The organism is Ruminococcus sp. AM26-12LB, assembly GCF_003480785.1.
Classification (GTDB): domain Bacteria; phylum Bacillota; class Clostridia; order Lachnospirales; family Lachnospiraceae; genus Blautia_A; species Blautia_A fusiformis.
Map to the genome: position 1 here is coordinate 49,925 of NZ_QUJX01000020.1, position 14,726 is coordinate 64,650.

At 45.8% G+C, this 14,726-nt stretch carries 11 protein-coding genes and 1 tRNA gene; 8 read left to right on the forward strand and 4 right to left on the reverse strand.

The genetic code is table 11. The annotated features are described in order from the left end of the window. From hemB to DW694_RS14465, 3 genes are all read left to right on the forward strand, one after another. Positions 1-984 (forward strand): porphobilinogen synthase, encoded by a 984-nt coding sequence (gene hemB / locus DW694_RS14455; protein WP_022426908.1) that lies wholly within the window; start codon positions 1-3, stop codon positions 982-984. Then, the gene (gene hemL, locus DW694_RS14460) at positions 984-2,264 is read left to right on the forward strand and encodes a glutamate-1-semialdehyde 2,1-aminomutase (RefSeq protein ID WP_015525262.1); all 1,281 of its coding nucleotides are present in this window, start codon (positions 984-986) and stop codon (positions 2,262-2,264) included. Before hemB ends, hemL begins: the two co-directional genes overlap by 1 nt. Before the next feature lie 188 nt (positions 2,265-2,452). Next, entirely contained in the window at positions 2,453-3,535 is a 1,083-nt protein-coding gene (locus DW694_RS14465) for a lactonase family protein (RefSeq protein ID WP_022426906.1), read from the forward strand. A gap of 128 nt (positions 3,536-3,663) precedes the next feature. On the opposite strand, the gene aroC is transcribed toward DW694_RS14465, so the two are convergent. Continuing rightward, entirely contained in the window at positions 3,664-4,758 is a 1,095-nt protein-coding gene (gene aroC / locus DW694_RS14470; protein ID WP_118753235.1) for a chorismate synthase, read from the reverse strand. 226 nt (positions 4,759-4,984) lie between these two features. Between aroC and DW694_RS14475 the strand changes: the two genes are divergently transcribed. Genes DW694_RS14475 through DW694_RS14490 form a run of 4 tightly spaced genes read left to right on the forward strand, consistent with a single transcriptional unit; the run spans position 4,985 to position 9,653 of the window. Beyond that, complete coding sequence (locus tag DW694_RS14475) at positions 4,985-5,926, forward strand: magnesium transporter CorA family protein (protein ID WP_022426904.1); 942 nt, start codon at positions 4,985-4,987, stop codon at positions 5,924-5,926. Positions 5,927-5,956: 30 nt separating this feature from the next. Next, positions 5,957-6,847: a hypothetical protein gene (locus DW694_RS14480; RefSeq protein ID WP_059085913.1), complete on the forward strand. Its 891-nt coding sequence runs from the start codon at positions 5,957-5,959 to the stop codon at positions 6,845-6,847. A gap of 27 nt (positions 6,848-6,874) precedes the next feature. After that, on the forward strand, positions 6,875-8,311 hold the full coding sequence (pyk, locus tag DW694_RS14485) for a pyruvate kinase (RefSeq protein WP_114002556.1): 1,437 nt from the start codon (positions 6,875-6,877) through the stop codon (positions 8,309-8,311). Between the two features lie 52 nt (positions 8,312-8,363). After that, positions 8,364-9,653: a diaminopimelate decarboxylase gene (locus DW694_RS14490; protein ID WP_059085911.1), complete on the forward strand. Its 1,290-nt coding sequence runs from the start codon at positions 8,364-8,366 to the stop codon at positions 9,651-9,653. A gap of 126 nt (positions 9,654-9,779) precedes the next feature. Here the strand turns inward: DW694_RS14490 and DW694_RS14495 are convergent, their stop codons facing one another. Beyond that, positions 9,780-11,156 (reverse strand): MATE family efflux transporter, encoded by a 1,377-nt coding sequence (locus DW694_RS14495; RefSeq protein ID WP_118753236.1) that lies wholly within the window; start codon positions 11,154-11,156, stop codon positions 9,780-9,782. 77 nt (positions 11,157-11,233) lie between these two features. Further along, a tRNA-Leu gene (locus tag DW694_RS14500) sits at positions 11,234-11,315 on the reverse strand. 221 nt (positions 11,316-11,536) lie between these two features. On the opposite strand from DW694_RS14500, the gene ftsH reads away from it, so the two are divergent. Then, positions 11,537-13,402: an ATP-dependent zinc metalloprotease FtsH gene (gene ftsH, locus DW694_RS14505; RefSeq protein WP_118369181.1), complete on the forward strand. Its 1,866-nt coding sequence runs from the start codon at positions 11,537-11,539 to the stop codon at positions 13,400-13,402. Between the two features lie 267 nt (positions 13,403-13,669). Here the strand turns inward: ftsH and DW694_RS14515 are convergent, their stop codons facing one another. After that, positions 13,670-14,539 carry a DegV family protein gene (locus DW694_RS14515; RefSeq protein WP_110103269.1) on the reverse strand — a complete coding sequence of 290 codons (870 nt, stop codon included), beginning with the start codon at positions 14,537-14,539 and terminating at the stop codon, positions 13,670-13,672. Positions 14,540-14,726 lie beyond the last annotated feature (187 nt).

Below are 14,726 nucleotides of genomic sequence, written 5' to 3' on the forward strand. Positions count from 1 at the left end.
ATGGAACTGACAAAAAGACCAAGAAGATTAAGAGGTAGCGAAAACCTTCGTAAGATGGTACGTGAGACAAGAATGGATAAATCTTCTCTTATGTATCCTATGTTCGTAATGGAAGGAGAAAATAAGGAAGAAGAAATTCCGTCCATGACCGGGCAGTACCGTTACAGCCTGGACCGTCTTCCGTATAAACTGGAGCAGCTTTCCAAAGCCGGTGTAGGAAGTGTGATGTTTTTTGGTATTCCTGACCATAAGGATGAAGTGGGCAGCGGTGCCTATGATCCGGAGGGAATCGTTCAGAGAGCTCTTCGCATTGCAAAAGAGAAATTTCCGGAGCTTTATTATGTAACAGATGTATGCATGTGTGAGTACACTTCTCATGGCCATTGCGGCGTTCTCTGCGGTCATGATGTGGACAATGATAAGACGCTGGAGCTTCTCGCAAAAACAGCACTTTCCCACGTGGAGGCAGGTGCAGATATGGTTGCTCCGTCTGATATGATGGATGGTCGTGTTGCAGCGATCCGTCAGTGTCTGGACAAGGCCGGACATTATACAACACCGATCATGTCCTATGCAGTAAAATATGCTTCTGCATTTTATGGCCCGTTCCGTGAGGCAGCAGATTCTGCTCCGTCTTTTGGGGACAGAAAAAGCTACCAGATGGATCCTCACAACAGCAGAGAAGGGCTGAAAGAGGCACTTGCAGATGTGGAAGAGGGTGCAGATATCATCATGGTAAAACCGGCTCTTGCATACCAGGACATGATCTGGCAGGTAAAGGAGATCACAAACGTTCCGGTTGCCGCATACAGTGTCAGTGGTGAGTATGCAATGGTAAAAGCAGCAGCTGCAAACGGCTGGATCGACGAAGAAAGGATCGTGGGTGAGATGGCTACAGGAGCATTCCGTTCCGGTGCGCAGATCTATCTTACCTATTATGCGGAGCTTCTGGCAAGACTTATGGATGAAGGGAGGATCGGCTGATGACAAGATCAGAACAGTTATTTGAGCGTGCGGTAAAAAGAATCCCGGGAGGCGTAAACAGCCCGGTAAGATCTTACGGAGCCATCGGTGAGGCACCTCGTTTTATTGAAAAAGCAGATAAATGCTACATCTATGATGTAGATGGAAACCGTTATGTGGATTACATTGATTCCTGGGGCCCGATGATCCTGGGACATAATTTCCCGGAGATCCGCGAGAGTGTGATCAAGGCCTGCGAAAATGGCCTGAGCTTTGGCTGTGCTACAGGAATCGAAGTAGAGATCGCAGAATTTATCTGTGAACATATTCCACATGTAGATATGATCCGTATGGTAAACTCAGGAACAGAAGCTGTTATGAGTGCCATCCGTGCAGCAAGAGGTTTTACCGGAAAAGACAAGATCATCAAATTTGCAGGTTGCTATCACGGACACAGTGACTGCCTTCTGGTAAGTGCCGGTTCCGGTGTCATGGCAAGTGGTATTCCGGATAGCGCCGGTGTTCCGAAGGGCTGTACACAGGATACCATGACGGCTACCTACAATGATGCCGCCAGTGTGGAAGCACTTCTCAAACAGGAAGAGGGAAATGTGGCAGCCGTGATCGTGGAGGCAGTAGGAGCAAACATGGGTGTGGTTCCTCCGAAACCAGGCTTCTTAAAGCGGCTTCGTGAGCTTTGCGATGAGCACAATTGTCTGCTGATCTTTGATGAAGTGATCACAGGCTTCCGACTTGCCTTTGGCGGAGCAGCAGAGTATTTTGGTATCCGTCCGGATCTTGTCACTTACGGGAAAATAATCGGCGCAGGAATGCCGGTAGGCGCTTATGGCGGACGTAAGGAGATCATGGATCTGATCTCACCGTGTGGTCCTGTATACCAGGCAGGTACCTTAAGCGGAAACCCGGTTGCCATGGCTGCAGGTTTCACACAGCTGAAATATCTCTATGAGCATCAGGAAATCTACAAAGATCTGGCTGCCAAAGGTGAGAAGCTTTACGGCGGCTTGAAGAAGATCGTGGAGGAAAAAGGTCTTCCATATCAGGTAAACTATGATTCTTCTCTGGCAAGTATTTTCTTTACAGACCAGGAGGTAAAAGACTATGTTTCTGCAAAAACATCCAACCTGGAGCTTTTTGCAAAATATTTCAAGGGAATGCTGAAACGAGGCATTCATCTTGCACCTTCCCAGTTTGAGGCGATGTTCCTTTCCACAGCGCATACAGATGAAGTAATTGATGAAACTCTGGAAGCAATGAGAGGCGCTTTGGGAGATCTGTAAAGAGGCGTAATGGATGCGCAGGAGCCGATCCATTTGCGTGGATTATGTGTGAACGCCATAGTGAACGGTAGCTTTGCATAAAAAATTGCACAAAAGATAACAGGATGGTAACTTGTTCTTGCAGAAGCTTTGTGATAAAATAAACACAAAAATACGTAACCAATGTAAAAAGCAGGAGGCCAGAACTTATGGGAAAAAAGAAGTACGTGGCTTACGTGGGAACATATACCCATGGAACCAGTAAGGGAATTCAGGTATACGATGTAGATGTAGAAAAAGGAACACTCACAGAACGAAGCGAAGTGGAAGTTAGCAATGCTTCTCATCTGGCAGTATCAAAAAACGGTAAATATCTGTATTCCATTGAGGATGAGGGTGTAGCTGTATTTGAAAGAGACAAGAACGGTGATCTTACCCGCCTCAACAGTGTGGATATCAACGGAATGCGAGGCTGCTATCTTGCAACAGATGTGGACGGAAGATATCTTTATGTGGCAGGGTACCATGATGGTAAGGTAACGGTTGTACATACACATAAAGACGGCCGTCTGGGAAGTGTTATGGACGGCGTTTTCCACAAGGGACTTGGAAGCGTGGCAGAGCGTAACTTCCGTCCGCATGTTAATTGTGTACGTCCGACACCGGATAATAAGTATCTCTGTGCGGTAGATAATGGTATCGATCAGGTTAAGATCTATCGTATCAATAAGAAGAAAGACAAACTGGAGCTGGTTGACATTCTTCGCTGCCCGAGAGAGAGCGGCCCTCGTATCATCCGCTTCAGTGATGACGGAAGATTTGCATATCTTCTTTTTGAGCTCAGCAATGAGGTGAAGGTATACAGCTATGACGGAAGCGGTAAGAACCCGGAGTTCCAGCTGCTTCAGAGCATTACCACTCTTGGAAAAGAGGATTCCAATGATGCGCTCCATAACGCAGCTTCCGGTATGTCTCTTTCTGCGGACGGTAAATATCTTTTCTGTACAACAGCAGGGGAAAATACTGTGACTATGTATGCAGTAGACCAGGAAACAGGCCTTCTGACCAAGAAATTTACACTTCCGATCAGTGGTGATTACCCGAAGGATCTTATGATCTTCCCGGATAACAAGCATATTGCTGTTGCCAATCATGCCAGCAACAGTATTACCGTTTTCACTGTGGATTATGAAAAGAATATCATCATGATGAACGAAAAACCAAGAAAGATCGAGACACCGAACTGTATCCATATCTGGCCGGTACCGGATACATGGGAGCAGTTAGATTAAGAACAGGATTGATCAAAGTAAGTCTTGCACAGACAGACAAAAACAGACTCAGGGACGAGTAGGAACTTTCCCTGAGTCTGTTTTTTTGCGCATTTATAATTTTTTATCTGACAGGTCAAAATGTGAAATTACCGCTGATAAAATTCGTGGATACGATCCATCCGTGCACTCATATTGTTAAAAAGTGCATCTGTAATGGTAAGTGCTGCCATAGCTTCCACAACGACTACTGCACGCGGTACGATCACCGGATCATGCCGGCCTTTGATCTCAAGCTCCAGGTTTTCTCCGGTGTTAGTCACAGTAGACTGAGACTGACTGATGGAAGGAGTTGGTTTGATATGTGCACGGAGAATGATATCGCTGCCATCACTCATACCACCCATAATACCACCTGCGTGGTTGGAGGTTTTGGAAATAATGCCGTCTTTCTGTACAAAACCGTCGTTGTCTTCGGAACCGGTAAGACGTGTCACATTGATGCCGTCACCGATCTCAACAGCTTTTACAGCACCGATGGACATGATCGCATGAGCGAGGGTAGCATCCAGCTTGTCAAAAACCGTATCGCCCAGACCGGCAGGAACGTTTTTGATGCGGCATTCGATCACACCGCCGGCACTGTCCTGACTGTTCAGACATTGTTCGAGATAGGCAGATGCCTTTGCGGCTGCGTCGGCATCTGGCATGCAGAGTGCATTATTTCGGATCTCTTCTTCTGAGAAGGACCAGATCTCTACAGGACCGATGGATCTTGCGTAGGTAGTAAATGTAATGCCAAGTTCGTTTAACAGCTTGATGGCAATGGCACCGGCTGCCACACGTCCGGCGGTTTCTCTTCCGGAGGAGCGTCCACCTCCACGGTAATCACGGAATCCGTATTTCTGGTCAAAGGTAAAGTCTGCGTGACCGGGACGATAGGAGTATGCGATATTTCCGTAATCTCTGGAACGCTGATCTGTATTGCGGATCAGAAGAGAAATTGGAGTACCGGTAGTCTTTCCTTCAAAAACTCCGGAAAGGATTTCCACCAGATCTCCTTCCTTACGGGCAGTTGTATAACGGCTCTGACCGGGCTTTCTCCGGTCAAGAAAAACCTGGATATCTTCTTCGCAGAGAGAAAGACCTGCGGGACAGCCGTCGAGAACGGCACCGATAGCCTTGCCGTGAGATTCTCCCCAGGTGGTAACCACGAATTTTTTTCCGAATGATGACTGACTCATTTGTATAACTTCCTTTCGTTGGAATTCTGGAATCATTATATAGGAAGCCGGAAAAAATGTAAAGAACGTGGAAGGCAGAATGAATTTTTATGTAAAGATCATGTGAAATTATTTAAAAGCTCTTTTAAAAAGAAAAGGTATGAATTGACAAAGCTATTTTGACTATTTATAATAAAAAAGAATTTTGCCCTGGCAAAAGAAAAGCAAGAGAAGGGAAGTGGGAATCGTGGTAAGGATTTACAAGACAATAGACGGAGCCATCCACCAGATACAGGAACCGGAGGAAGGCTGCTGGATTGCGCTGACGAATCCGACGGCAACAGAGATTTTTGAATTTTCCGAGAAGTTTGATATAGAGGTTGACGATTTACGATCCCCTTTGGATGAGGAAGAACGGTCACGTATCGAAGTTGAGGATAATTATACACTGATCCTGGTTGATGTTCCTATGATCGAGGAACGTAATGACAAGGACTGGTATGGGACAATACCGCTTGGCATCATTGTGACGGGGTCTATGATCTTTACCATCTGTCTGGAGGACACACCGGTTCTTACCAGATTTATGGAGGGAAGAGTCCGGAGCTTTTTTACCTATATGAAGACCCGTTTTATCTTTCAGATCCTTTATAGAAATGCGAGCATGTACCTGCGTTATCTGCGTATCATTGACAAAAAAAGTGAGCAGGTGGAAGAAAAACTGCATCTTTCCACAAGAAATGAGGAGCTGATCGAGCTTCTGGAGCTGCAGAAATCCCTGACTTATTTTATTACGTCACTCCGGTCCAATGAGGTTGTGCTGGAGAAGCTTCTGAAGATAGACAGCATCAAGAAATATCCGGAGGACACCGATCTTCTGGAGGATGTCATCACTGAGAATAAGCAGGCAATCGAAATGGCCAATGTGTACAGCGGTATCCTGAACGGAACTATGGATGCTTTTGCATCGATCATCTCCAATAATATGAATATCGTTATGAAGGTACTGGCGATCATTACCATTGTCATGAGTATTCCGACTATTGTGTTCAGTGCTTACGGAATGAATGTGGCTGGTTCCGGTATGCCCTTATCAAGGAGCCCATTGGGATTTCTGATCATTATCCTGATTTCTGTGGCAATCAGTGTTGTGGCAGCGATCATTCTTTCCAAGAAGCGATTTTTCTGATTTTCAAAAGTTTTCTGAAAGGAGATTTTAATGAAATTTATCGACAAACTGGAACGTAAATTCGGAAGATTCGGGGTTCCGAATCTGACTGTTTACATCATCGGATGTTATGTGTTGGGGTATTTTCTGGCTATGTTTGCTCCGGGAGTTTTGAACATGCTGAGTCTTGATATGTCCATGGTCATGAAGGGACAGATCTGGAGACTGGTGACATGGGTGATCTATCCGCCGTCCAGTGTGGGAGGAACCGGCAATCTTGTGATGTTCCTTCTCGCAATCTTTTTTTTCTATTATCCGATTGGTACTTCACTGGAACGTACCTGGGGAACTTTCCGGTACACATTGTATATTTTTTCAGGTGTTTTGTTTACTGTGATCGCAGCAGTGCTTTTACATGTATTTACAGGTGGTTATGTGGTGATGAACGGGATCGCCTATTCTCTTGGCGGAAATATTTTTACCACATATTATATCAGTCTTTCTATTTTCCTTGCCTATGCAGTCACATATCCGGATCTTCAGCTGCTTCTTATGTTTGTGATCCCGATCAGGATGAAATGGATGGCCTTTGTATACGGACTGTTCATTGCGTGGGATATCGTATCTTATCTTCGAGTCGGGCTTTGGGTAGGTGTAGTACCGATCGTAGCATCACTTTTAAACTTTGTGATCTTTTATTTCAGTACCCGTGATATGAACCGATACAATCCGAAGGAGATCCACAGGAGGCAGCAGTTTAAGAAGGCTGTGGCTCCTTCCAGAACAGGGTCCGGTCCGAATGGGATCGCCAAGCATAAATGTGCGATCTGCGGACGTACCGAAAAGGATGACCCAAACCTGGAGTTTCGTTTCTGCTCAAAGTGCAACGGAAATTATGAATATTGTCAGGATCATTTATTTACACATAAACACGTACAGTAAAACGCACAAACGAAGGAGAACATTATTATGAAAAAAACTAAGATTATCTGTACACTTGGACCTGCCAGTAATAACAGGGAAACTCTGAAGGCTCTTATGGAGAATGGAATGGATATTGCCAGATTCAACTTTTCTCACGGAGACCACGAGGAGCAGAAGGGCCGTGTGGATATGATCAAGGAGCTTCGTGAGGAGCTTGATATGCCTATTGCCATGCTTCTTGACACAAAGGGACCGGAGATCCGTACCAGACTTTTAAAGGACGGACAGAAGGTTAAGCTGGAAGCGGGAAAACAGTTTGTACTTGGAATTGGCGATTTTGAAGGCGACAGCACAAAGGTTGCTATCACATATGAGACACTTTACAAGGATGTAAAACCGGGAAACAGGATCCTCATTGATGATGGTCTGATCGAGTTGGAGGTTAAGGCGATCAAGGAAACCGATATTGTCTGTGATATCTTAAACGGTGGTGAGCTGGGAGAGAAGAAGGGTGTAAATGTTCCCTATGTAAAAGTAAATCTTCCGGGAATCACAGAGCAGGATAAGAAGGACATTATCTTTGGTATCGAGCAGAAATTTGATTTCATCGCGGCATCTTTTGTCCGTTCCGCAGAGGTGATCCGTGAGATCCGTAAGCTTCTGAATGATAATGGTGGAAAGGATATCGGTATTATCGCGAAGATCGAGAATGCAGAGGGTGTTGAGAATATTGATTCCATCATTGAAGCATCTGACGGTATCATGGTTGCCAGAGGAGATCTTGGTGTGGAGATTCCTGCAAGCCAGGTACCTCACATCCAGAAGGAGATCATCCGTAAGTGTAACGAACATTATACACCGGTTATTACAGCAACACAGATGCTTGATTCCATGATCCGTAATCCGCGTCCTACACGTGCAGAGGTAGCTGATGTTGCCAATGCGATCTACGACGGAACCGATGCGATCATGCTTTCCGGAGAGACAGCAGCTGGTAAATATCCGGTTGATGCTCTTAAGATGATGGCAGATATCGCAGAGATGACAGAGCCGCATCTGGATTATAAAGTGTTTATTGAACATCGTTCCATGGATGGAAGAGAGAAGATCTCCAGTGCGGTGGCACTTGCAACGGTGCGTACTGCAAAGAACCTGAAGGCGAACGCTATCGTAACACCGACAATGAGTGGAAATACAGCCAGACTGATCTCCAATTTCCGTCCGAAGGTTCCGATCTATGCGATCACACCAAACTCAACCATCCAGCATAAACTTCAGCTGATCTGGGGTGTAACACCTCTGAAAGGATATCAGAGAGATACCACGGACCATATCATGTCTCAGGCTATGAATGTTGTCCGTAGCCGTCATCTGATACATAAAGGAGACCTTGTTGTATTTACAGCAGGAGACCCTGCGACCAACATGACAAACGGTCGTGGTGCAGTGACAAATATGATGCACGTGATCGAGGCAGAATAAGACTGAGTTTTCTTCGGGAACAGCAGTCGGAAAAACAGGAGATGCAGTTATTATGAAAAAAGAACCATTTGTGACACTTGAGAAACTTAACGAAATTACTGAAAAGTTTCCGACACCCTTCCATCTCTATGATGAGAAGGGAATCCGTGAGAATGCAAAAGCCCTGAAAGAGGCCTTTGCATGGAACAAAGGATTCAAGGAATTTTTTGCGGTAAAGGCAACACCGAATCCATATCTGATCAATATTCTGCAGGAGTATGGTTGTGGCTGCGACTGCTCCTCAGAAACAGAGCTTATGATGGCCAAGGCAGTAGGCTGCAAAAAGGGCGATATCATGTTTTCTTCCAATGACACACCGGAGAAAGAGTTCAGATATGCAGATGAGATCGGTGGGATCATCAACCTTGATGACATTACACATATTGAGAGCGTAGAGAAAGCTCTCGGAAAAATCCCGGAAGTGATCAGCTGCCGTTACAATCCAGGTGGAGTATTTAAGATCAGTAACGGTATCATGGATAATCCCGGAGATGCAAAATACGGAATGACTACCGAGCAGATCTTTGACGCATTCCGTATCCTGAAATCCAAAGGTGCCAAAGAGTTTGGAATCCATGCATTCCTTGCAAGCAACACAGTGACCAATGATTATTATCCAATGCTTGCAAAGGTTATGTTTGAGCTTGCCGTGAAGCTTCAGAAGGAGACAGGTGCACACATTAAATTCATCAACCTTTCCGGTGGTATCGGAATTCCTTATAAACCGGATCAGGAGCCAAATGATATCCGTGTGATCGGTGAGGGTGTCCGCAAGGTTTATGAAGAAGTACTTGTTCCGGAAGGAATGGGTGATGTTGCGATCTATACAGAGCTTGGCCGTTTCATGATGGGACCGTATGGCTGCCTTGTCACAAAAGCAATCCATGAGAAGCATACACATAAAGAGTATATCGGCGTAGATGCCTGTGCAGTAAATCTGATGCGTCCGGCTATGTATGGTGCTTATCATCACATTACGGTTATGGGTAAGGAGAACGAGCCGTGCGATCATAAATATGATGTGACAGGTTCCCTCTGTGAGAATAATGATAAATTTGCCATTGACCGTATGCTTCCGAAAATCGACAAGGGAGATCTTCTTGTGATCCATGATACAGGTGCTCATGGTTTTGCAATGGGTTATAACTACAATGGTAAACTGAAATCTGCAGAGATCCTTCTTCATGAGGACGGCAGCTTTGAGATGATCCGTCGTGCCGAGACACCGAGAGATTATTTTGCAACCTTTGACTGCTTCCCTGTTTTTGAGAAACTTCTTCAGGATGAAGACGAACTGAAATAAAATAGCGGAAATATATAAAAACAGCCCTCTATGCATCTTGGTAATGATGCATAGAGGGCTGTTTTATGTTTAAGTATCTGGTAGGCATAAGATCGCGAGCAGGGCGGAAGGTGGTCAAATGCAGGGTTACAGCTTCCGGCTGCCGGAGATTTCTGCCAGGGCTTTTCTAAACTCAAAGAAAAACAGGATGGCAGTAAATGTAACGGCCAAGATATCCGCAACCGGCTCGGCCATATAAACTGCATTTGTCCGGTCAGCACGGAAAATATTGGGCAGGATATAGATCAGCGGGATGACCAGAATAAATTTCCGGACAATAGCCACAATGATGGAATCTTTGGCTCTGCCAAGGGAGATAAAGGTCATCTGGCAGGCAATCTGGATACCAAAGATAAACACAACTGCCATATAGATCCGGAGCGCTGTTTTTGTGAAAGCAAGTAATGTACTGTCCGAAGTAAACATTCCGGCAAAGAGCTGCGGGAAGATCATAATGATCAGCCACAGGATCACGGAATAAGAAACACTTGTTTTTATAAGAAGCTTAAATGTAGAACGTACACGTTTTTCGTTGCGTGCACCATAGTTGTAGCTGATGATAGGCTGTGCACCTTGACCAAGTCCCTGAAGAGGAAGCATGGCAAACTGCATGACGCTGGTAAGGATAGTCATGGCTCCTACTGCAACATCCCCGCCGTATTTTAAGAGTGAGGAGTTGTAGCAGACAGAGATAACGCTTTCACTGAGCTGCATGACAAAGAGAGAAGAGCCAAGAGCCATACAGGGCAGAATGATATCGGCTTTCAGTTTCATGGTGCTTTTCCGAAGCTTCAGGAAGGTCTTTTTTCCAAAGAGGAAGGAGAGGACCCAGATGCAGGAAAATGCTTGGGAGATCACTGTTGCCAGAGCAGCGCCCCGGACACCCATGTGGAATCCGAAAATAAAAACCGGATCCAGAATAATGTTGGAGATCGCACCGATCAATACGGAGAGCATTCCGGTTTTTGCGAATCCCTGGGCTGTGATGAAATTATTCATGCCAAGAGTCAGCTGTACAAAGATAGTTCCTACTGCATAGATATTCATGTAACCCACCGCATAGTCGATGGTGTTTGCACTGGCGCCGAATGCAAGGAGAAGGCTGCGGTTTCCGAGAAACAGGATAACAGTCAGGATCAGGGAGATGATGATCTGCATGGTGAAGCAGTTTCCGAGAGTCTGTTCGGCTTTCGACGTGTCATTTTTACCCATAAAGATGCTGGCTCTGGGAGCGCCTCCGTTTCCGACAAGAGCAGCGAAGGCAGATACGACCATAATAAGCGGCATACATACACCTACACCGGTAAGGGCAAGAGCACCCTCTCCGGGAATATGACCAATATAGATACGATCGACGATATTGTAGAGCATATTGATGAGCTGTGCGGCAACGGTAGGAAGTGCAAGCTGCAGAAGAAGCTTTCCGACGGACTCGGTTCCTAAAAAGTTTTTGTCTTTTTCCATTTTTTTATTCCTTTCGTGTTTTTGGGTAGTATATAATAAAGACCTGACAGATTTCTCCGTCAGGTCTTTTATGCGAATGCCGCTGGCCGGACTCGAACCGGCACGGATTGCTCCGCTTGATTTTGAGTCAAGTGCGTCTGCCAATTCCGCCACAGCGGCATAACCATTTATTATAATAGCACAGTATCAGGTGGCTTGCAAGGATTTTTTCAGAATAAAGATATTATTTGGAAAGATTTTCAATTCTAAAAAGTTTATGAAATCGGATGAGGCATCCTTGAAATTGACTGAAAAAAGTGGTAGAGTGTACTACAAGGCTGTACCACCTGATATAGCACTGTGGATATAGCAATATACTATAAGATAACGGAGGAGACTGCATGAATCTGAATTCAAAAAAACCAGAGAAGCGGCCGCTGTATGTATATTACATTATTGCGGTCGTAATTATTGTTCTGCTGAATGTTTTTGCTCTTCCTGCTCTTTCTGAGAGAAGTGTAAAAGAGACCGATTACACCACCTTCCTGAAAGCTGTAGACAGAGGAAAAGTATATGAGGCAACCCTTAATTCCGATTACATTTATTATACTATGAAAGTGGATGGAAATGATGTCTATTGTAAGACGGTATCTGTAGAGGATCAGGATCTTGTATCCCATCTTTACGATGCGGGTGTAAGTATAGAGGGTACTGCACCGCAGAGACAGTCGTTGCTTTTATCTCTGATTCTGGGATATGTACTCCCGATCGCAATCTTTATTCTCCTGGGACGTTGGCTCAGCAAGAAGATGATGAGTTCCATGGGAAACGGAGGACCGGGAGGAATGATGTCCTTTGGCAAAAGCAATGCCAAGGTTTATGTGAAATCCTCTACGGGAATCAAATTTTCAGATGTTGCCGGTGAGGATGAAGCCAAGGAGCTTTTGACGGAAATTGTAGATTTCCTTCATAATCCGGAGAAATACAGAGAGATCGGTGCTTCCATGCCGAAGGGTGCCCTTCTTGTAGGCCCTCCCGGAACCGGTAAAACTCTTCTTGCCAAGGCAGTTGCCGGTGAGGCGGAGGTTCCGTTTTTCTCAATTTCCGGTTCGGAATTTGTGGAGATGTTTGTGGGTATGGGTGCTGCCAAGGTCCGTGATCTTTTTAAACAGGCCAATGAGAAGGCACCATGTATCGTATTTATTGATGAGATCGATACGATCGGCAAGAAACGTGACGGCTCCGGAATGGGCGGCGGAAACGATGAGCGTGAGCAGACACTGAACCAGCTTTTGACAGAGATGGACGGTTTTGACGGTTCCAAGGGTGTTGTGATCCTGGCAGCTACCAACCGACCGGATTCCCTTGACCCTGCACTTCTTCGTCCGGGACGTTTTGACAGAAGGATCCCGGTTGAGCTTCCGGATCTTCAGGGGCGTGAGGAAATCCTGAAGGTTCATGCCAAGAAGATCAAAATTGCGGATACAGTCCGGTTTGATGAAATTGCCAAGGCGGCAGTCGGTGCCTCCGGTGCGGAGCTTGCCAATATTGTCAACGAGGCAGCTCTCCGTGCAGTCCGCGACGGACGGAAATTTGCCACACAGGCGGATTTTGAAGAAAGCATCGAAGTTGTTATTGCCGGATATCAGAAAAAGAACCGTGTACTTTCCAATAAGGAAAAGCTGATCGTTTCCTATCATGAGGTTGGTCATGCACTGGTTGCTGCCAAGCAGACAGATTCTGCACCGGTCCATAAGATCACGATCATTCCACGTACCTCCGGTGCACTGGGATATACCATGCAGGTAGATGAGCAGGAACATTTCCTGATGACTAAGGAAGAACTGGAGAATAAGATTGCTACATTTACAGGCGGCCGTGCAGCGGAAGAGCTGATCTTCCATTCCATTACTACCGGTGCCTCCAATGATATTGAGCAGGCGACCAAGATTGCCAGAGCGATGATCAGCAGGTATGGTATGAGTGATGATTTTGACATGGTTGCCATGGAAAATGTAAGCAATCAGTATCTTGGCGGAGATGCAAGTCTAACCTGTTCCTTTGAGACGCAGACGCTTTTGGACAAGAAGGTTGTGGAGCTTGTAAGACGGGAGCATGAAAAGGCTACGAAGATCCTGACAGATAATATCGGAAAGCTCCATGAGATTGCCAAGTATCTGTATGAGCATGAGACGATCACCGGTGAGGAGTTTATGAAGATCTTGAATGAAGCGCCGGTGGAGATTGAGAATACACAGGAAAATTAAATATGTTGGCGGGAGGGACGCCGAAGGGAATACTTCTGTATGGTCTTCGGCTTCCGTTGGGCGTTAGTTCTAAGGCCCTGAAAATCTGCTAAAACCATTAAAAAAAGTTCGGAACTCGCGGCTTGTTGCCGCTCAGATAGCCGAACTTTTTTTAATAACGCAGATTTCCAGAACCTAAGGACTAGCAGCCCTCCTCCAGAGACAGAGCCATACAGAAGTATTCCCTCCGGCTGTGCTCTGGCCATGTGGATTGCTTCTGACTAGTCTTTACCATATTTCCGGGTGTACCTTGGAACAGGTGAGTGCCAGACTTCCGGGGCCGATGTGGCAGGAAACGCTCAGGGAGAGAGGGAAGATGTTGACTTCACCGATATTCGGGAAGGTGGTGAGGACTTCTTTTCGGAATTCTTCGGCTGCTTCCAGGTTGTGGGAGTGGATGACATCCAGGTTGATCTTTTCTCCAAAGCGGTCTGCAATGTCATCTTTGATGGCTTTAGTCATAGTGTTTTTTGCCTGGGTCATGGTGCGGGCCTTGGAGAAGGCGTCCAGCTTTTCGCCCTGGATCTGCAGAACCGGTTTCAGACGGAGCATGGTTCCGATGGCTGCAGCTGCAGGAGTGATGCGGCCGCCCTGTTTCAGGTACTTCAGAGTAGCTACAGTGATATAGATGCTGGAGTCGAAGCGGGTTTTTTCCAGCCAGGTTCCAATTTCATCGGCAGAGAGACCGTTTTTAGCCTGCTGGATAGCCTCAATGGCAGAGTAACGTAAGGTTCCGGAGATCCTCTGGTTGTTTACGACACGTACACGATCATCATAGTCTTCTGCAAGCATGCGGGCAGTCTGCATGGAACTGGAGAGACCGCTGGACATGGGGATATGTACGATTTCGTCGTAGTCTTTAAGCAGCTTGTCCCAGAGGGTAGTGACGGATTCCGGTGTGGGCTGGGATGTGGAAACTCTGCAGCTTGGATTTTGTTCAAGATGCTGAAAGAACTCTGATTGGTTCATGTCAATGTCTTCCAGATATTCCTTATCATCTATAAAAAACGGCATTGGAAGCATGTAGATGCCAAGGTCTTTTACTTGAGCGGGAGACATGCCGCAGTTACTGTCTGTAACGATTGCTATAGATTTCATAATGGTGATCCTCCTTGCCTGGATTTTCATATTTGGTCAGTTTTTCTGTTTTCTGACCGGGATATCTCAAGTATACCACAGGAAACCGCCCTTGTCATTCAACGTTTAATTCGTTATAATGATATAACATTCTGGGAAGTCGAGCGAATAAAGCTGAGAAACTTATCCGGGAACTGATACAGGAGGA

Excerpts from the sequence above, each read along its gene's own strand:
- ftsH (WP_118369181.1), top strand. The coding sequence starts at position 11,537 with ATGAATCTGAATTCAAAAAAACCAGAGAAGCGGCCGCTGTATGTATAT.
- DW694_RS14495 (WP_118753236.1), bottom strand. The coding sequence starts at position 11,156 with ATGGAAAAAGACAAAAACTTTTTAGGAACCGAGTCCGTCGGAAAGCTT.
- pyk (WP_114002556.1), top strand. The coding sequence starts at position 6,875 with ATGAAAAAAACTAAGATTATCTGTACACTTGGACCTGCCAGTAATAAC.
- DW694_RS14480 (WP_059085913.1), top strand. The coding sequence starts at position 5,957 with ATGAAATTTATCGACAAACTGGAACGTAAATTCGGAAGATTCGGGGTT.
- DW694_RS14515 (WP_110103269.1), bottom strand. The coding sequence starts at position 14,539 with ATGAAATCTATAGCAATCGTTACAGACAGTAACTGCGGCATGTCTCCC.
- aroC (WP_118753235.1), bottom strand. The coding sequence starts at position 4,758 with ATGAGTCAGTCATCATTCGGAAAAAAATTCGTGGTTACCACCTGGGGA.
- DW694_RS14490 (WP_059085911.1), top strand. The coding sequence starts at position 8,364 with ATGAAAAAAGAACCATTTGTGACACTTGAGAAACTTAACGAAATTACT.
- hemL (WP_015525262.1), top strand. The coding sequence starts at position 984 with ATGACAAGATCAGAACAGTTATTTGAGCGTGCGGTAAAAAGAATCCCG.
- DW694_RS14465 (WP_022426906.1), top strand. The coding sequence starts at position 2,453 with ATGGGAAAAAAGAAGTACGTGGCTTACGTGGGAACATATACCCATGGA.
- hemB (WP_022426908.1), top strand. The coding sequence starts at position 1 with ATGGAACTGACAAAAAGACCAAGAAGATTAAGAGGTAGCGAAAACCTT.